Origin of the sequence: Sphingomonas naphthae, from assembly GCF_028607085.1 — a bacterium.
Lineage (GTDB): Bacteria > Pseudomonadota > Alphaproteobacteria > Sphingomonadales > Sphingomonadaceae > Sphingomonas_Q > Sphingomonas_Q naphthae.
Map to the genome: position 1 here is coordinate 3,502,981 of NZ_CP117411.1, position 16,540 is coordinate 3,519,520.

General features: G+C 67.4%; 20 protein-coding genes. 4 read left to right on the forward strand and 16 right to left on the reverse strand.

Translation table 11 applies throughout. The features are described 5' to 3' along the window. Position 1: 1 nt before the first annotated feature. From PQ455_RS16890 to PQ455_RS16915, 6 genes are all read right to left on the reverse strand, one after another. Positions 2-889, reverse strand: a complete 888-nt coding sequence (locus PQ455_RS16890) for a ParB/RepB/Spo0J family partition protein (RefSeq protein ID WP_273687374.1) — start codon at positions 887-889, stop codon at positions 2-4. Further along, a complete protein-coding gene (locus tag PQ455_RS16895; protein ID WP_273687376.1) occupies positions 886-1,668 on the reverse strand; it encodes a ParA family protein in 783 nt (260 codons plus the stop codon). Before PQ455_RS16895 ends, PQ455_RS16890 begins: the two co-directional genes overlap by 4 nt. Then, entirely contained in the window at positions 1,665-2,258 is a 594-nt protein-coding gene (gene rsmG / locus PQ455_RS16900; protein WP_273687378.1) for a 16S rRNA (guanine(527)-N(7))-methyltransferase RsmG, read from the reverse strand. The genes PQ455_RS16895 and rsmG overlap by 4 nt, the downstream gene beginning before the upstream one ends. After that, positions 2,255-4,102, reverse strand: a complete 1,848-nt coding sequence (mnmG, locus tag PQ455_RS16905; RefSeq protein ID WP_273687380.1) for a tRNA uridine-5-carboxymethylaminomethyl(34) synthesis enzyme MnmG — start codon at positions 4,100-4,102, stop codon at positions 2,255-2,257. The genes rsmG and mnmG overlap by 4 nt, the downstream gene beginning before the upstream one ends. A 49-nt stretch (positions 4,103-4,151) precedes the next feature. After that, the gene (gene mnmE, locus PQ455_RS16910) at positions 4,152-5,369 is read right to left on the reverse strand and encodes a tRNA uridine-5-carboxymethylaminomethyl(34) synthesis GTPase MnmE (protein WP_273691414.1); all 1,218 of its coding nucleotides are present in this window, start codon (positions 5,367-5,369) and stop codon (positions 4,152-4,154) included. Positions 5,370-5,439: 70 nt separating this feature from the next. Beyond that, positions 5,440-5,679, reverse strand: coding sequence for a DUF6489 family protein (locus PQ455_RS16915; RefSeq protein ID WP_273687382.1), 240 nt, complete (start codon positions 5,677-5,679; stop codon positions 5,440-5,442). Between the two features lie 87 nt (positions 5,680-5,766). Here PQ455_RS16915 and PQ455_RS16920 point away from each other — a divergent pair, with 87 nt between their 5' ends. Then, positions 5,767-6,465 (forward strand): dienelactone hydrolase family protein, encoded by a 699-nt coding sequence (locus PQ455_RS16920; RefSeq protein ID WP_420542796.1) that lies wholly within the window; start codon positions 5,767-5,769, stop codon positions 6,463-6,465. 131 nt (positions 6,466-6,596) lie between these two features. Here the strand turns inward: PQ455_RS16920 and PQ455_RS16925 are convergent, their stop codons facing one another. The 10 genes from PQ455_RS16925 to PQ455_RS16970 all read right to left on the reverse strand — a co-directional run bounded on the left by PQ455_RS16925 (position 6,597) and on the right by PQ455_RS16970 (position 13,135). Continuing rightward, positions 6,597-7,238, reverse strand: a complete 642-nt coding sequence (locus tag PQ455_RS16925) for a TerC family protein (RefSeq protein ID WP_273687384.1) — start codon at positions 7,236-7,238, stop codon at positions 6,597-6,599. 44 nt (positions 7,239-7,282) lie between these two features. Then, positions 7,283-7,765 carry an MmcB family DNA repair protein gene (locus tag PQ455_RS16930; protein ID WP_273687387.1) on the reverse strand — a complete coding sequence of 161 codons (483 nt, stop codon included), beginning with the start codon at positions 7,763-7,765 and terminating at the stop codon, positions 7,283-7,285. A 161-nt stretch (positions 7,766-7,926) separates the two neighbouring features. Beyond that, positions 7,927-8,190: a DUF1491 family protein gene (locus tag PQ455_RS16935; protein ID WP_337958540.1), complete on the reverse strand. Its 264-nt coding sequence runs from the start codon at positions 8,188-8,190 to the stop codon at positions 7,927-7,929. 91 nt (positions 8,191-8,281) lie between these two features. Then, a complete protein-coding gene (locus PQ455_RS16940; protein WP_273687389.1) occupies positions 8,282-8,749 on the reverse strand; it encodes a PTS sugar transporter subunit IIA in 468 nt (155 codons plus the stop codon). Positions 8,750-8,873: 124 nt separating this feature from the next. Next, on the reverse strand, positions 8,874-9,452 hold the full coding sequence (hpf, locus tag PQ455_RS16945; protein WP_273687391.1) for a ribosome hibernation-promoting factor, HPF/YfiA family: 579 nt from the start codon (positions 9,450-9,452) through the stop codon (positions 8,874-8,876). 85 nt (positions 9,453-9,537) lie between these two features. Next, positions 9,538-10,257 (reverse strand): DNA polymerase III subunit epsilon, encoded by a 720-nt coding sequence (gene dnaQ, locus PQ455_RS16950; RefSeq protein ID WP_273687393.1) that lies wholly within the window; start codon positions 10,255-10,257, stop codon positions 9,538-9,540. A 22-nt stretch (positions 10,258-10,279) separates the two neighbouring features. Beyond that, positions 10,280-10,867, reverse strand: a complete 588-nt coding sequence (coaE, locus tag PQ455_RS16955; protein WP_273687395.1) for a dephospho-CoA kinase — start codon at positions 10,865-10,867, stop codon at positions 10,280-10,282. Continuing rightward, on the reverse strand, positions 10,864-11,721 hold the full coding sequence (gene aroE / locus PQ455_RS16960; RefSeq protein ID WP_273687397.1) for a shikimate dehydrogenase: 858 nt from the start codon (positions 11,719-11,721) through the stop codon (positions 10,864-10,866). The genes coaE and aroE overlap by 4 nt, the downstream gene beginning before the upstream one ends. Further along, entirely contained in the window at positions 11,718-12,311 is a 594-nt protein-coding gene (locus PQ455_RS16965) for a Maf family protein (protein WP_273687399.1), read from the reverse strand. Before PQ455_RS16965 ends, aroE begins: the two co-directional genes overlap by 4 nt. After that, on the reverse strand, positions 12,311-13,135 hold the full coding sequence (locus PQ455_RS16970) for a pyruvate, water dikinase regulatory protein (RefSeq protein ID WP_273687401.1): 825 nt from the start codon (positions 13,133-13,135) through the stop codon (positions 12,311-12,313). Before PQ455_RS16970 ends, PQ455_RS16965 begins: the two co-directional genes overlap by 1 nt. Positions 13,136-13,439: 304 nt before the next feature. Here PQ455_RS16970 and hemE point away from each other — a divergent pair, with 304 nt between their 5' ends. The 3 genes from hemE (at position 13,440) to rho (ending at position 16,512) form a co-directional block, all read left to right on the forward strand. After that, positions 13,440-14,483 carry a uroporphyrinogen decarboxylase gene (gene hemE, locus PQ455_RS16975; RefSeq protein WP_420542797.1) on the forward strand — a complete coding sequence of 348 codons (1,044 nt, stop codon included), beginning with the start codon at positions 13,440-13,442 and terminating at the stop codon, positions 14,481-14,483. A gap of 9 nt (positions 14,484-14,492) precedes the next feature. After that, entirely contained in the window at positions 14,493-14,948 is a 456-nt protein-coding gene (locus tag PQ455_RS16980) for a CopD family protein (protein ID WP_273687403.1), read from the forward strand. Positions 14,949-15,255: 307 nt separating this feature from the next. Further along, positions 15,256-16,512: a transcription termination factor Rho gene (gene rho, locus PQ455_RS16985; protein ID WP_273687405.1), complete on the forward strand. Its 1,257-nt coding sequence runs from the start codon at positions 15,256-15,258 to the stop codon at positions 16,510-16,512. The last annotated feature ends 28 nt before the right edge of the window (positions 16,513-16,540 follow it).

A 16,540-nucleotide genomic window follows, 5' to 3' on the forward strand; every position in this document is an offset into this window, starting at 1 on the left:
ATCAGAAGCGCTCGCCGCTCAGGCGCTGGCAGATCAGGTCGAGCTGGTCGAGGCTGGCGTAGCTCAGCACCACATTGCCCGCCCGCCCCTGATGCTGGATCGTCACCTTGAGGCCGATCAGGTCGGCGAGGTGGCGTTGCAGCGCGTCGATATCGGCATCGATGCTCTTATATTCGATCGGCGCGTCACCCTTGGGCGTCTGCGGCCTGGCGCCCTTGGCCAGCTTCTCGGCATCGCGCACCGAAAGCCCGCGCTTCTCGATGTCAGCCGCCAGGCCGACCGGATCGCTCGCCGTCACCAGCGCGCGGGCGTGGCCCATCGTCAGCCGCCCCTCGGCGACGGCATGGCGCACCGGCTCAGGCAGATCGAGCAGCCGCATGAGGTTGGCGACATGGCTGCGCGACTTGCCAACCAGCTTGCCGAGCGCCTCCTGCGTATGGCCGAACTCGCTGATGAGGCGGCGATAGGCATCGGCCTCCTCGATCGCATTGAGATCCTGCCGCTGGATATTCTCGATCAGCGCCAGCTCGAACGTCGCCGTCTCATCAAGATCGCGGACGATGACCGGGATCTCGTGGAGTTGCGCGCGCTGCGCCGCTCGCCAGCGCCGCTCGCCGGCGATGATCTGGTAGCCGCTACCATGCGGGCGGACGATGATCGGCTGGAGGATGCCCTTTTCGGCGATCGACTGCGCCAGTTCGTCCAGCGCGGTCTCGTCGAAGTGGCGGCGCGGCTGGCCGGGATGCGGGGCGATATCGGCGAGCGAGACGGTGCGCAGACCCTCGACCGACACACCGGCCTCATCCGTGACGGCACCTCGCGGCATATCGTCGAGCAAGGCCGAAAGGCCACGGCCGAGCCCGACGCCGCGCTTGGACGCGAGGCTCATGCCGCTTTCGCCGGGGCCGGCAAGCGGCCGATGAGTTCGCGGGCAAGCGCCATATAGGCCTCCGATCCAGGGCAGCGATGGTCGTAGATCAGCGCCGGCAGCCCATGGCTCGGCGCTTCGGACAGGCGGACGTTGCGCGGGATCACCGTCTGGAACACGACATCGCCCAGCACGGAGCGCACATCCTGCGCCACCGCTTCCGACAGACGATTGCGGCGATCGTACATGGTGAGCGCGACACCCAGGATCGACAGGCCAGCGTTGAACCGCCCGCGCACCCGCTCGACCGTCTGGAGAAGCTGGCTGAGCCCCTCCAACGCGAAAAACTCGCATTGCAGCGGCACGATCACCGCGTGGGCCGAGACTAGCGCGTTGACGGTCAACAGGCCGAGTGAGGGAGGGCAATCGATCAGACAAACATCCCAACGGCCGAGCGGCGCCTGGTTGAGCGCCTCGTCCAGCCGATAGACGCGCCGGTCGGCGCCGACCAGTTCGACCTCGGCGCCAGACAGGTCGGGCTTGGCGGGGACGATATCGAGCTTGGGAATGTTCGTCGGCACGGCCGATTCGATAAGGGTGCAGCCGCCGGTAACCAGTTCGTAGCTCGAGACGTCGCGGGCGTCGTGCGCGACGCCCAGCCCCGTGGAGGCATTGCCCTGCGGATCGAAGTCGATCAGCAACACGCGCCGCCCGACGGCAGCCAGCGCCGTGGCGAGGTTGATCGCCGTGGTGGTCTTGCCGACCCCGCCCTTCTGGTTGGCTACCGCAATCCGCATCATCGCGCCTTGCTCCTGCGCCGCACATTCCGGGCCACGACAATCGCCGCCTCGGCGTCGGTCACGCTGCGGACCAACCGGAAGTCACCCTGCCATGTCGCCTTGACGCTTTCCAGTTCGGATGCGGCGGTGCGGCCCTTGGGCAACAACCAAACTGTGGATGGTTCGGCGATCGCGCCGCACCATTCGAACAATTTGTCCAATGTCGCCACGGCGCGCGCGCTGATGACAGCCGCGCGGATATCGCGCAGCTGCTCTACTTTCCCGGCAACGACTGTGGCGTTCGTCAGCCCCAATTGCGAGATGGCGAAGCGCAGGAATTCGACCCGGCGGGCGCGCGGCTCGACCATGACGACCGGCCGGGTCGGCTCCGCGATGGCCAGCAGGATGCCCGGAAGGCCGGCCCCAGAACCGACATCGACCCAAAGGCCCGGTGTAGCCAAGGGGAGAAGCTGGAGCGAATCGGCGACGTGCCGGTTGGCAAAGTCCTCCAGCGTCGAACGTGACACCAGATTCTGTCGCTCCGATTCGGCCGTGACCAGCCCGGTGTAAGCGGCGATCTTCTCTTGAGCCGCGCTATCCAGATCGATCACGCCGCCTCTCGCGTGCGTTTCACGTGGAACAGAATGGCCGTTATCGCCGCCGGGGTAACCCCCCGGATACGGGCGGCCGCACCAAGAGTCGCCGGCCGCGCGGCGGAGAGCCTTTCGCACATCTCCCTGGAAAGGCCGCCAATCCCCGAGAAATTGACATTCGCAAGCGGCAGCCCCTCCTGCCGGTCTACCGCTTCGAGATCGCGCGCTTGCCGCGCTGCATAGCTGTCATACCGCCTGTCCTCGACCAACTCATCCAAGACGTCGCGCGATATGGCCCCGAACGCGGGGTCCAGACGTCGCACACCATCTCCCGTAACCCCTGGGTGCCGCGCCCAAAGATCAAGCGGTCGTGCTTCCGCATCCTGCCCTGTTACGCCCATACCGATGGCTCGGAGCGCGGATGCGCGGACGGATCGGGCAAAGAGGTTCGCCGCCTCGGCTTTCTCGGCACGGTGTGCCTCGAACCAACTCTGTCGGTCACGCCCCATAGCACCGCATGCGAGCGCATCCTCCCCGAGACGCGCGTGGGCGTTATCGCTCCGCAGGTGCAAGCGATGCTCGGCCCGTGACGTGAGCATACGATAGGGTTCGGAAACGCCTTGCAGAACGAGATCGTCGATCATCACGCCTATGTATGACGATTTCCGATCGAACGGCCTGGCCACGCCGCCCAGTGCAGCGGCCGCACCGAGTCCAGCGGCGAGGCCCTGCGCCGCTGCCTCCTCATAGCCCGTCGTGCCGTTGATCTGGCCGGCAAAGAACAATCCCTTCAGCACGCGAACCGACAGGTCGGCGTTGAGCGCGCGCGGATCGATATAGTCATATTCCACCGCATAACCGGGAACGGCGATCACCGCCCGCTCCAGGCCCTGAATCGAGTTGACGAACTCCTGCTGGACATCGACCGGGAGCGAGGTCGAAATGCCATTGGGATAGATCAACGGATCATCCAGCGCTTCCGGCTCCAGGAAGATCTGATGCCCGTCACGGTCGCCGAAGCGGTCGACCTTGTCCTCGATCGAGGGGCAATAGCGGGGGCCGCGGCCATCGATCGCGCCGGTCCGCAACGGCGATCGATCGAGGCCCGCGCGAATGATGTCGTGGGTCTTCGCATTGGTGCGGGTGATGCCGCAGGAGACTTGCGGTGCGCTACGGCCGCCCCCGAGCACCGACATCCGCCAATCGTCGACGTCGCTTTCCTGACGGTCGAGCGCGCTCCAGTCGATCGTACGGCCGTCGATGCGCGGCGGCGTCCCCGTCTTCAGGCGCGCCATCGGCAGGTCGAGCGCACGAAGCTGGCCGGCGAGGCGGTTAGCCGGGCGAGCGCCGATCCTGCCGCCGATCATCCGCTCCTCTCCCCGGAACAGGCGGCCGCCGAGAAAGGTGCCGGTGCACAGGACGACCGCGCCCGCGGTCAGCCGTGATCCGTCGGCAAGCAGCAAGCCGCCGACGGCATCATGATCCAGATGCAGGCCGATCACATGGGCCTCGATGACATCCAGCCCCTGCTGCTCGGCCAGCATGCGCTGGACCGCTGCCTTGTAGCGCCCGCGATCGGCCTGCACGCGCGGACCACGGACGGCGGCGCCACGGCTGCGGTTGAGCATGCGATAATGGATCGCCGCCTCGTCAGCCGCCCGCGCGATCAGACCATCAAACACATCGACTTCGCGGACGAGATGGCCCTTGCCCAAGCCACCGATAGCGGGGTTGCAGGACATTGCGCCGATCGCGGACGCATCGCTGGTGACCAATGCGACACGGGCGCCCATACGCGCCGCGACGGCCGCAGCTTCGCATCCGGCGTGGCCGCCGCCGACAACGAGGATATCATAACCCATGCCGCCTTTTACGGGCCGGGCCCCTCGACAGCAAGTTCCACGTGGAACATCACTTGCCGAGGCAGAAGCGACCGAAGAGGCTGTCCAGCATATCTTCGACGCCAGCCCGGCCGGTCAAGGCGTCGAGCGCGCTGCATGATTGTCGCAAATGTTCGGCCACCAGCAATATGTCGGGCTCGGCCGAGGCGAATTGAAGACTTTCGGCCGCATCGGCGACCAGAGTCCGCTGACGCTGATTGAGGGCGATCAGGTCGCCGGAGAATTGCGCCTGTGCGGCGGCTACCAGCCGGGCGCGAAGGGCCCCGAGCCCCTCACCGCTTACGACCGACACGGCGAGGCGACCGTCGGGCGCGGTGGCAAGATCGGACTTCGCGGCGACGCGAATCAGGCCGGGTCGATCGATCGCGTCCTCCTCCGGGCCAAGCCACAACACGACATCCGCCTCGTCCATGGCGTCCTGCGCGCGACGGATACCGATCGCTTCGATAGGATCGTCGCCCTCTTCGCGCAGGCCAGCCGTGTCCGTGAGGAGGATGGGAAAGCCGTCGATCACAAGTGCCGCCTCGACCCGATCACGGGTGGTGCCGGCGATCGGCGACACGATCGCGGCCTCGCGGCCCGCCAAGGCGTTCATCAGGCTCGATTTACCGGCATTGGGAGGGCCAGCCAGGACAACGCGCAGGCCATCGCGCAACCTTTCGGCGGGGGGCGATGCCAACAAGGCGCGCAGCGCTTCCGCATCCGCGCCGACGCGCGCTTGCAGCGGCGCGATATCGATGTCGTCGCCGACCTCGTCGCCATAGTCGATCACCGCCTCGATCGTGGCGGCATGGTCGAGAATATGGCGTCGCCAGATCTCGACGGCGCGGCTCAGACCACCCTCGGCAACGCGGATGGCGTTGCGGCGCTGGATTTCGGTCTCGGCGGACAGGAGATCGGCGAGCCCCTCGGCCTCGGCAAGATCGAGGCGGCCGTTCAGCATGGCACGGCGGGTAAATTCCCCCGGCTCCGCAGGACGCAGCCCGGGCAGGCCGGCCAACACGCGCTGGACCGCCGCGACCACCGCCCGGCCGCCGTGCAGGTGCAGCTCAAGCAGATCTTCGCCGGTCGCGCTGTTCGGGCCGGGAAACCACAGGATCAGGGCGCGATCGAGCGTTTCGCCCGTCGTGGGATCGGCCAGTCGCGCCAGCCGCGCCTCGCGCGGCGGCGGTCGGCGGGCACCGAGCGCCTTGGGCACATCGCCCGCCCCCGGCCCGCTGACCCGCATGATGGCGATGGCCGCCGGCGGCGCGCCGCTCGACAGCGCGAAAATCGTGTCGGCCGGCAAGGCGCGCGCCTCAGCTCTTGCTCATCGATCCCGTCATGCGGTCCATCAGCTGGCGCCACATCGCCATGCCCGTGTCGCCCATCGGCGCCCAGGCGCGCATCATGCTCTCCATCGTGTCGGGCGTGATGCCGTCCTCAACGAGCTTGCGCATCTTTTCGAGATAGGCGTCGTGGATCGGGGTCAGGTCGGGCAGGCCCATCACGCGGCGGGCTTCCTCCGGCGTGCATTCGACATCCATCGTCATCTTCATGAAGGCACCCCATATGTCCGTGACTGGACGCTAGCCCTCCCTTGCGGCAAAATCCATCGCCTTCCCCTCATTCCAAGGAGCCGTGTGTTGGGCCAGATGATCGAGATCGACGCGTTGGACGCGAGCGGGCGCTTTGCCGCTTATTTGGCCGAACCGGAGGGCGCGCCGCGCGGGGCGATCATCGTCCATCAGGAGATTTTCGGGGTGAACCCCGGCATCCGCGCCAAATGCGATTATTGGGCGTCGCTCGGCTATCTGTCGATCGCGCCGGACATGTTCTGGCGGTTCGCGCCGGGCTACGACGTCGATCCCGACCAGCCCGAGCAGATGGCCGAAGCCTTCGAGGTGCGGAAGAAGTTCAACCCCAACAAGGGCGTCGAGGATCTGGAGGCGACGATCCGCGTCGCGCGCGAGAAGAGCGGCGGCGGCAAGGTCGGCGTGGTCGGCTACTGCCTCGGCGGGCGGATGGCCTATCTGTCGGCGACGCGCACCGACGCCGCCGCCTGCGTCGGCTATTATGGCGCGGGGATCGACGGGCTGCTGGAGGAGGCGCATGCGATCGCCAATCCGCTGATGCTGCACTTCGCCGAGAAGGATCATTTCATCCCGGCCGAAACGGTGGCGAAGATCCGTGCGGTGCTCGATCCGAACCAGCATGTGACGATCCACGAATATGCCGGGGTGGATCATGGCTTCGCGACGACCAGCGGGTCGCGGCGGGATGAGACAGCGGCGCAGGCGGCGGATGCGCGGACCGAGGCGTTCTTCGCGGCGCATATCGGGTAGTTTGTTCGCGCGGAGACGCGGAGGCGCGGAGAGACGTAAGAGAAGATTGTTCGGGACGTGGCTCCCGGACCGTTCGGAGCCACGTCGCAGTCTCTTTCTTTCCGCGTCTCCGCGTCTCCGCGCGAACAAGCTCAGCCGATGAAGCGGCTGATGTCCCCCCACCCTTCCCAGATCATTTTGCCCGCGACGTACAGGATCACGGCAAGACCGATATAGGCGATCCAGCGGTAGCGTTCGATCACGCGGGCCAGCAGGTTCGCGGCCACGCCCATCAGCGCGACCGACAGCAACAGGCCGATGACGAGGATGCCGGGGTGCTCGCGCGCCGCACCGGCGACCGCGAGGACATTGTCGAGGCTCATGCTGACGTCGGCCACCGCGACCGCCCAGGCGGCGGCGGCGAAGCTCTTGGCGGGCTTGAGGCCGTCATGCTCGCCGGGGCCGTCGACCGAGGACGAGCGCAGCTCGCGCCACATTTTCCACGCCACCCACACCAGCAGCAGGCCGCCGGCGAAGACGAGGCCGACGATCTGGAGCAACTGGCTGACCGCCAGCGCGAAGACGATGCGCAGGACGAGCGCGGCGAGGATGCCGATCAGGATGACCTTGCGGCGCTGCTCGGCGGGCAGGCCGGCGGCGAGCGCGCCGACAACGATCGCGTTGTCGCCCGCCAGCATCACATCGATCATCAACACCTGCACGAACGCCGACAGCGCCGCCGGCGAGCCGAGGTTGGAGAAATCGGCGACGATGTGGTTCCAGAGGTCGATCATGGCGCCTGCCTAGCGCAACTCGCCTTCCGGGGAAATCGCGCGAGTCAGTCGAGCCCCGCCAGCCCCGGATCGAGGCCGCCAAGCAGACGACGGGCGGCACAGCGCGCGAAGCGGAGCGTCTCGGCCTTGCGGCGGGCGCCGGGAATCGGCCGATGGGCGGCCTCGCGGACGAGGGCGGCGTCGTAGCGGTCGGCGACGATCAGGCCGGCGATGTCGGGCTGGAACCAGGGATCGTCGACGAGGGCGTGATCGAAGGCGGCCGGCAGCGCCCAGTAGAAGCGGTCGCAATAATCGAGATAGTCGGGCCACTTCATGTCGCCGCGCAGATCGGCGCGCGAGACCTTGATCTCGATGATGGTGATGCAGCCCCTGGCGTCGATCGCCATCAGATCGGCGCGGCGGCCGTTGCCGAGGGGCACTTCGCACAGCGCGGTGAAGTCCTGCCGGAAGAGGAGACGCGCGACACCGCGCGCGACATCGGCGGCGACGAGGGGCGCGTCATCGAAACAGGCGGGGGCGGTGGCCATGGCGGGAGATTAGGACAAATCAGGAACGAGGGGAAGGGATTCGGTTGATTTACCTACACCTTCACCGTTCGTGCTGAGCGAAGTCGAAGCACGGGCGACTGGACGGTACATCGCTCGGGGCACGTCCTTCGACTACGCTCAGGACGAACGGGTAAAAGGGTTCAGCCCAACAGCTCCGCCGCGACACGCAGCGGCATGTCGCCGTCGCCATCCAGTTCTACCACCCACAGATCGGGATCGGAGCGGCGGCGGCGCGCGAGATAGTCCGTGAGGGCGCCGGGGGCCGCCGGATCGGCGGGGCCGGTCGGCGCGAGGGTGTAGCCCCCTGCCCCCGGTATCCGCTCGTGAAGGCCCCGGAGGGCACCGCGTTCGAGAATGACGATCAGGATTGCGCCGGAGGTGGCGTCGCCCTTGGCGAGAACCATGCCGTTCCCACCCTCGGCGGCGACGCTCCGGACCAGAGCGGAGACGAGCAGGCCGGCGGCGGCGCGCGGCGCCGACCCCTCGCCGCCGAAATCAGGCAGCGTCGCGCGCCTCGTTGCCGACCAGCAGCGCGTAGAGCGCGTCGGGCGATCCGGCGCCGCGCAGCTTGGCCACCAGGGTCCGGTCACGCAGACGGCGGCTGACGCGGGCGAGGGCCTTCAGATGCTCCACCCCGGCATCGGGCGGGGAGAGCAGGAGAAAGACGATATCGACCGGCAGGTCGTCGATCGCGGCGAAGTCGATCGGCTGGGTCAGGCGGGCGAACAGGCCGACGACCTGGGTCAGCCCCTCGATCTTGCCATGCGGGATGGCGATGCCGCCGCCGAAGCCGGTCGAACCCAGCCGCTCGCGCTCGACCAGCCGCTCGACGACATGGCGCGGATCGACCGGCACGATCCGGCCCGCCGCCGTCGCCAGATTCTGGAAGAGGCTCTTCTTGTTGGGAACGCTGAGCGAGGCGATCACCGCCTCATGCGAGAGAATATCGGCCAGCCCGTCCATCAACCACGTCCATACATGCGCCTGCCCCGGCCCTATAGGCCAAGGCAGATCAAAACTTCATGACGAAATACGCACCACGCGGGCGACGTCTTCCATAAGACGCCGCCCGCCGCGATTCAGCCCATCAGGCGGCGCGTTGCGGCTCGACCCAGCCGATCGACCCGTCCGGGCGGCGATAGACCATGTTGAACGTGCCGGTGCCCGAATTGCGGAACAGCAGCGCGTTGGTGTTGCGCAGATCGAGCATCATCACCGCATCGGAGACGCTGGCATCGGGGATGTCGACACGGGTCTCGGCGATGATGACGGGATTGTCGGCGGTGACTTCCTCTTCCTCCGGCGCGGGCTGGAAGACGGTGTAGCCGGCGTCGGCATCGACCAATGCGGCGGCCGCGGCGGCGCCCGACTGGCGATCCTTCAGGCGGGCCATGTAACGGCGCAGCTGGGTTTCGATGCGGCTGGCGGCCTGATCGAAGGCGGGATGCGCCTCCTGCCCCTGGCCGTGGCCCTTCAGGATCACGCCCTGCATCACATGCGCGATGATGTCGCAGGTGAACATCGCGTGCGGCCCTTGGCCGAAGGTCACATGGGCCGAAATGCTCCGCGAGAAATGCTTGTCGGCCAGCGCCTGGAGGCGCTCCTCGACATGGGCGCGCAGCGCATCGCCGGTATCGACCTGATGTCCCGAAACCCGGATGTCCATCGTTCCCATCTCCTCTTCTTGTGTTCGCTCGGCCTGGGGGTCAGGCCGGGGAGGCGAGGCGGCTTATGCCCCGTCGGTCATACGGTCAACCAACGAGGGCGGCGGAGGGTTCTCCCATCTTCGGCCACAGCGGATCGGTCAGCGTGGCCACGAAAGCGGCGTGGCGCGCGCGCTCCCCGGCGCTGGGCGCGTGGGGGCGGGGCACGCGCACCGGCCGGGCGATGCCGCCGACGATGCGGGTCTCCTCGGCCGTGAGCGGGACGGCCACGTCCATCGCCAGCGAAAGGCCGATCTGCCGCCCGCCGGTCAGCTCGACATAGAGCTGCGCCAGCAGCTGCGCGTCGAGCAGGGCGCCATGCTTCACCCGGTGGCTGCGATCGATGCCGTAGCGCGAGCAGAGCGCGTCGAGGCTGTGCTTGGCGCCGGGGTGGCGGGTGCGGGCGATGGCGATCGTGTCGATCATGCGGGTCAGCGACACCGCCTGCCGCCCGCACAGCCCCAGCTCGTGATTGAGGAAGCCGAAGTCGAAGGCGGCATTGTGCGCGACCAGCTGGCTGTCGCCGAGGAAAGCGAGCAGATCCTCGCATGTCTCGTGGAAGCGCGGCTTGTCCGACAGGAATTTGTGCGAGAGGCCGTGGACCGCCTCCGCCTCTGCCGGCATGTCGCGGTCGGGGCAGAAGTAAGCGTGGAAGGTGCGGCCGGTCTCGACCCGGTTGACCAGCTCGATGCAGCCGATCTCGACCAGTCGGTGACCATATTCGGGGCCGATGCCCGTGGTCTCGGTATCGAAGACGATCTCGCGCATGACAGTTTGGCGACTATCGGACTCAGCCGCCCCGCATGCAAGTGACCATGCGGCGGATGATCGCGAAACTGGCGCTTTTCGGCCGCGCGGTATCGATCACCGCGTCGGCGCGGGCGCGCTTCACCGAATCGCGTACTTGCAGCGCGCGGATGCGGGCGAGTCGGCCGCCGGTCATGCCCGGTCTCGCCAGCACGCGGCGGCGCTGCATCCAGGCTGGGGCGGAGACGACGAGGATCGAATCGACCTGCCGCCAGCCGGTCCGCTCGAACAGCAGGGGGATGTCGAGCACCACCATCGGCCGGGCGGCGTGGCGGCGCAGGAAGAGCGCGCGGCGGCGGCGGACGGCGGGGTGGATCAGCCGTTCCAGCCGGCGCAGCGCGGCGCGATCGCCCAGCACCGCCCGGCCCAGCGCCGCGCGATCGACACCGTTGGGGCCGGTGGTGCCCGGAAACAGCCGCTCGATCGCGCCGACCAGCGCGCCGCCGGGGCCTTGCAGCGCATGGACCTCGGCATCGGAATCGAACACCGGCACGCCCAGCCGCCGGAACATCGCGGCGATGGTCGATTTGCCCATGCCGATCGATCCGGTGAGGCCGATGCGGATCGTCATGCCTTCAGCAGGGCGCGCAATTCGGGGTCGCGACCGCGCGGCGCCGGCGTGCCGAAGAAGAGCGCGAAGGCTTCTGCGGCCTGCCCCACCAGCATCGACAGGCCATCGATCGTGCGGTGGCCGCCGGCGCGCGCGGTGGCGAGCAATTCCGTTTCGAGCGGGGCGTAGACCACGTCATAGACGATCGCGCCGGGCGGCAGGTGCGTCGGATCGAGCGGCAGCGGCGGATAGCCGGTCATGCCGAGCGAGGTGGCGTTGACCACCAGATCGAGCACGCCACCGCGATCGTCCCACACGAAATCGCTGGGGGTGGCTAAGGTGCCGAGCGGGGCGGCGAGCGTCTCGTCGCTCTCGCCGATCTCGGCCAGCAGGGCGCGCGCCTTGTCGAGATCGCGGCCGAGAATGACGACGAGGAAGCCCGCGTCCTTCAGCGCATGGGCGATCGCCCGCGCGGCGCCGCCGGTGCCGATCAGCCGCGCCATTTTGAGCAGCGAGGGCCTGGCGAGATCGGGCTGGAGCGCCTCCATGAAGCCCGCCGCGTCGGTATTGTGGCCGGTCAGCCGCCCGTCCGCGCCGCGCACGATCGTATTGACCGCGCCGATCCGCGCCGCGAGCGGATCGACCGCGTCGAGCAGCCCCAGCACCGCGCGCTTGTGGGGGATGGTCACGTTGCAGCCGCGCCAGCCGGGATCGGCGCGGCGCGCTTCGATATAAGCGGGTAGCTCGTCGGGCGTGACGTGGCAGCGGCGGTAATCGGCGTCGATCCCGGCTTCGGCCAGCCAGAAATTGTGGATCAGCGGGGATTTGCTGTGGGCGATCGGATCGCCGATCACCTCGGCATAAAGTCGGGTCACGTTACGATTACACCTTGGATACGAAGCCAGTCGAGCAAAGGCAGCAGCGGCAGGCCGAGGATAGTGAAATGGCTGCCCTCGATCTTGGCGAACAGCTGCGCGCCGAGCCCCTCCAACCGATAGCCGCCGACACAGCCGCCGATCGCGGGCCATTCGGCGTCGAGATAGGACTCAAGAAACGCATCGGAGAAGGGCCGCATCGTCAGTTTGGCGCCATCGACATGGCGCCAGATCGGCGCACCCGCCCGGCACACCACCGCCGCACTCCACAGGCGATGCGTGCCGCCGCGCAGCCCCTGAAGCTGGCTCCGCGCCTCCTCCCAGCTCTCGGCCTTGTCGAGCAAGGCGCCATCGGGCGCGGCGACGGTGGAATCGCAGCCCAGCACCAGCGCCTCGGGGAAACGCAGCGACAGGCGCAGCGCCTTCAGCTCGGCCAGCGCATCGGCCAGCGCGCGCGCGTCGAGCCCGTCGGCCAGCAGCGACGCCTTGACGGCCGCCTCGTCGACCCCCGCGACCTTCGCTTCGTGCGGCACGCCGGCCGCCGTCAGCATCGCCCGGCGCGATGCCGATTGGGACGCGAGGATCAGCATCAATTTTCGGCCGGCTGGGGCTTGTGCTCGGAAATGAGCTTGATGATCGCCGCCGCCGTCTCCTCGATCGAGCGGCGGGTGACGTCGATCACCGGCCAGCCGCGATCGGCGAAGATCCGCCGCGCGAAAGCCAGTTCGGCCGCTACCGCATCCTGATCCACGTACGCCGTCTCGGGCATCTGGTTGAGCGACAGAAGCCGGTTGCGGCGGATCTGGATGAGGCGATCGGGGCTGGTCGTCAGCCCCACCACCAGCGGATTCTTGAGCGTGTAGAGCGAGGCCGGCGGCGGGGATTCGATCACCAGCGGAATGTTCGCCGTCTTGTAGCCGCGGTTGGCGAGATAGATGCTCGTCGGCGTCTTGGACGAGCGCGACACGCCCGCCAGCACCACGTCGGCCTCCTCCCAATCCTCGGCCGCGACGCCATCGTCATGGGCGATGGTGAACTGGATCGCGTCAACCCGCGCGAAATAGGCCGCGTCGAGGATATGCTGGCGGCCGGGCTTCACCTGCGCCTCCTGCCCCAGCATCCGCGAGAGCGCGCCGATCACCGGATCGAGCGCCGAGACGCAGGGGATGCCCGCCTGGCCGCAGCTCGCCTCCAGCTTGCGGCGCACATCCGAATTGACGAGCGTGTAGATGATGAGGCCGGGCCGCTGCGCGATCTCCTTCAGCACCCGCTCCAGATGGCCTTCGGAACGGACCATCGGCCAATAATGTTTGATCGGCTCGACATGCTCGAACTGGGCGAGGCCCGCCTTGGCGATGGCCTCGAGCGTCTCGCCGGTCGAATCCGACAGGAGATGGAGGTGAAGGCGCATCAACCCTCCCGGACAAGTCTGTGGAAAAGCATCGGCGAATCGGTAGCGCAAGCGATCCCCGAGCGGAAGCCGAGCGATTCATTCCCATGATGCGCGCGCCATCCGCGCATGCATCCACAGCCGACCGGCTTTTTCCCCAGCCTGTGGATTATGGGGGAAGCGCGCGGGACTCGGCGGGGATGCGTGGGCCCTCCCCGAGTCAAGTTGTTGGCAAGTTCGCCCGAGCCGAATAAACCCCGGCTCCCGCCGCCCTACTGACTCCATCAATCATCTAAGATTCTAGACTCTAAGAGTAGAAGGAACGCCCTTGCCGAGCGGTATCGAGACCCCCGACCGTCCCTTGCTCGCGACGTTGCGGGGAGAGGTTCGGGTGACCCCGCCGGTGTGGTTCATGCGGCAGGCCGGGCGCTATCTGCCCGAATATCGCGAGCTGCGCGCCGAAAAGGGCGGGTTCCTGGCGCTGGTCGAGGATAGCGCGGCCGCCGCCGAGGTGACGCTCCAGCCGATCCGCCGCTTCGGCTTCGACGGCGCGATCCTCTTCTCCGACATTCTCGTCATCCCCTATGCGCTGGGGCAGGATCTGTGGTTCGAAGTGGGCGAGGGCCCGCGTCTCGCGCCCAAGCTCGCCGACGTGGATCTGGCGTCGTTCGTGCCGGCGATGGACCGGCTCGATCCGGTCTATGGCACGGTGCGGCGGGTGGCGGCGGCGCTGCCGGCCGAGACGACCCTGCTGGGCTTCGCCGGCTCCCCCTGGACGGTCGCGACCTATATGGTGGCGGGGCAGGGATCGAAGGAGCAGGGGCCGGCGCGGCGGCTGGCCTATGGCGATCCGGCGCGCTTCCAGGCGATCATCGACGCGATCGTGGCCGCCACGGTCGAGTATCTCTCGGGCCAGATCGAGGCGGGCGTCCATGCGGTGCAGCTGTTCGACAGCTGGTCGGGCAGCCTGGCGCCCGCCGAATTCGAACGGTGGGTGATCGCGCCGACGGTGGCGATCGTCGATCGGCTGCGCGCGCGCCATCCCGATACGCCGATCATCGGTTTCCCCAAGGGCGCGGGCGCCAAGCTGCCCGCCTATGCGCGCGAAACGCGGGTCGACGCTGTCGGGCTGGACGAGACGGTCGATCCGGTCTGGGCCGACGGCGCGTTGCCGGATGGGCTCCCGGTGCAGGGCAATCTCGATCCGCTCGCGCTGGTCGCGGGCGGGGATGCGCTGGATCGAGCGGTCGATCGCATCCTGGGGGCTTTCCCTGCGCGGCCGCATGTGTTCAATCTGGGGCACGGGATCGTCCCCGACACGCCGATCGCGCATGTCGAGCGCGCTCTGGCGCGGGTCCGCAAGCGGGGCTGAGGGCTTGGAATGGAAGGGTTTCTCGGCGTGACCTATCTGTGGGTCAAGGCGGCGCACATCACCTTCGTCATCTTCTGGATGGCGGGGCTGTTCATGCTGCCGCGTTTCTACATCTACCACCAGCCGGTAACGCCGGGCTCGGCCGAGGACCGCCAGTGGATCGATCGCGAGCGGCGGCTGCGCAACATCATCCTCACCCCCTCGATGGTGCTGGTGTGGGTGTTCGGGCTGATCCTGGCGGCCAATATCGGGCTGTTCTCGGGCGCGGCCGGCCTGGGGTGGCTGCACGCCAAGCTGCTGGTGGTGTTCCTGCTGTCGGGCTTCCACGGCTGGGCGGTAAGCTACGGCAAGAAGCTGGCGACGGGCTATCGCCCGGAAAGCGACCGGACGCTTCGGATGATGAACGAGATTCCGGGCGTGGCGGCGGTCATCATCGTCATTCTGGTGATCGTGAAACCGTTCTAAGCCCGTCCAACTCACCTAAGCCGTTCATCCCGAGCGCAGTCGAGGGATCGCCAGCATCGAGCGAAGCCGAGATGCGGATGGCCGGGCGACCCGCCCTCGGCTTCGCTCGGTCGGGAAAGGCCCTCGACTTCGCTAGGGATGAACGGGCATGGGGAATGACCACAGCGGGTTGACTTGACCCCTCCCGCACCCTAGCTCGGGGCCAAGACCACCGCCGTTCGCGCGGCCCGGCCCATCATCCAGCCTCATCACGACCGGCCTAAAACGCCACGGCTGTCGATCAAATCCCCCGCCCAGGAACGCCCGAATGCATCTGAAAGACCTGAAGAAGAAGACCCCCGCCGACCTGGTCGCGATGGCCGAGGAGCTGGGCGTCGAGAGCGCGTCGACCCTGCGCAAGCAGGATCTGATGTTCGCGATCCTGAAGGTGCAGGCCGAAAACGGCGACCAGATCATGGGCGAGGGCACGATCGAGGTGCTGCCCGACGGCTTCGGCTTCCTGCGGTCCCCCCAGGCCAATTACCTCGCCGGGCCGGACGACATCTACGTCAGCCCCAATCAGGTGCGGAAATTCGGCCTGCGGACGGGCGACACGGTCGAGGGCGAGATCCGCGATCCCAAGGATGGCGAACGCTATTTCTCGCTCGTGCGGATCAGCTCGATCAATTTCGACGATCCGAGCGTGGTGCGCCACCGCGTCAATTTCGACAATCTGACGCCGCTCTATCCCGAACAGAAGCTGACGCTCGACAACCATGATCCGACGATCAAGGACAAGTCCTCGCGCGTGATCGACATCATCGCGCCGCAGGGCAAGGGCCAGCGATCGCTGATCGTGGCGCCGCCCCGCGTCGGCAAGACGGTGCTGCTCCAGAATATGGCGCGGGCGATCACCGACAATCACCCCGAAGTGTTCCTGATCGTGCTGCTGATCGACGAGCGGCCCGAGGAAGTGACCGACATGCAGCGTTCCGTGAAGGGCGAGGTCGTCTCCTCCACCTTCGACGAGCCCGCGCAGCGCCACGTCCAGGTCGCCGAAATGGTCATCGAAAAGGCCAAGCGCCTCGTCGAGCACAAGAAGGACGTGGTGATCCTGCTCGATTCGATCACCCGCCTCGGCCGCGCCTACAACACCGTCGTCCCCTCCTCGGGCAAGGTGCTGACCGGTGGTGTCGACGCCAACGCCCTCCAGCGCCCGAAGCGCTTCTTCGGCGCGGCGCGCAACATCGAGGAAGGCGGCTCGCTCTCGATCATCGCCACCGCGCTGATCGATACCGGCAGCCGCATGGACGAGGTGATCTTCGAGGAGTTCAAGGGCACCGGTAACTCGGAAATCATCCTCGACCGCAAGGTGGCCGACAAGCGCATCTTCCCGGCGATGGACGTCGGCAAGTCCGGCACCCGCAAGGAAGAGCTGCTGGTCGACAAGGCCAAGCTCTCCAAGATGTGGGTGCTGCGCCGCATCCTGATGCAGATGGGCACCATCGACGCGATGGAATTCCTGCTCGACAAGATGAAGGATTCGAAGACCAACGAGGATTTCTTCGATTCCATGAACCAGTAAGGTTCAGGGCATCGGGATACGAAAAGGC

Bases quoted from the DNA above. Each gene is read 5' to 3' on its own strand.
- PQ455_RS16965 (WP_273687399.1), bottom strand. From the start codon at position 12,311: ATGCTGATCCTCGCGTCCCAATCGGCATCGCGCCGGGCGATGCTGACG.
- PQ455_RS16940 (WP_273687389.1), bottom strand. From the start codon at position 8,749: ATGGACGGGCTGGCCGATATTCTCTCGCATGAGGCGGTGATCGCCTCG.
- PQ455_RS16890 (WP_273687374.1), bottom strand. From the start codon at position 889: ATGAGCCTCGCGTCCAAGCGCGGCGTCGGGCTCGGCCGTGGCCTTTCG.
- PQ455_RS16930 (WP_273687387.1), bottom strand. From the start codon at position 7,765: ATGGCCACCGCCCCCGCCTGTTTCGATGACGCGCCCCTCGTCGCCGCC.
- PQ455_RS16925 (WP_273687384.1), bottom strand. From the start codon at position 7,238: ATGATCGACCTCTGGAACCACATCGTCGCCGATTTCTCCAACCTCGGC.
- PQ455_RS16935 (WP_337958540.1), bottom strand. From the start codon at position 8,190: ATGGTTCTCGCCAAGGGCGACGCCACCTCCGGCGCAATCCTGATCGTC.
- PQ455_RS16915 (WP_273687382.1), bottom strand. From the start codon at position 5,679: ATGAAGATGACGATGGATGTCGAATGCACGCCGGAGGAAGCCCGCCGC.
- rho (WP_273687405.1), top strand. From the start codon at position 15,256: ATGCATCTGAAAGACCTGAAGAAGAAGACCCCCGCCGACCTGGTCGCG.
- coaE (WP_273687395.1), bottom strand. From the start codon at position 10,867: ATGACGATCCGCATCGGCCTCACCGGATCGATCGGCATGGGCAAATCG.
- mnmG (WP_273687380.1), bottom strand. From the start codon at position 4,102: ATGGGTTATGATATCCTCGTTGTCGGCGGCGGCCACGCCGGATGCGAA.
- PQ455_RS16980 (WP_273687403.1), top strand. From the start codon at position 14,493: ATGGAAGGGTTTCTCGGCGTGACCTATCTGTGGGTCAAGGCGGCGCAC.
- PQ455_RS16895 (WP_273687376.1), bottom strand. From the start codon at position 1,668: ATGATGCGGATTGCGGTAGCCAACCAGAAGGGCGGGGTCGGCAAGACC.
- hpf (WP_273687391.1), bottom strand. From the start codon at position 9,452: ATGGACATCCGGGTTTCGGGACATCAGGTCGATACCGGCGATGCGCTG.
- mnmE (WP_273691414.1), bottom strand. From the start codon at position 5,369: ATGCGGGTCAGCGGGCCGGGGGCGGGCGATGTGCCCAAGGCGCTCGGT.
- dnaQ (WP_273687393.1), bottom strand. From the start codon at position 10,257: ATGCGCGAGATCGTCTTCGATACCGAGACCACGGGCATCGGCCCCGAA.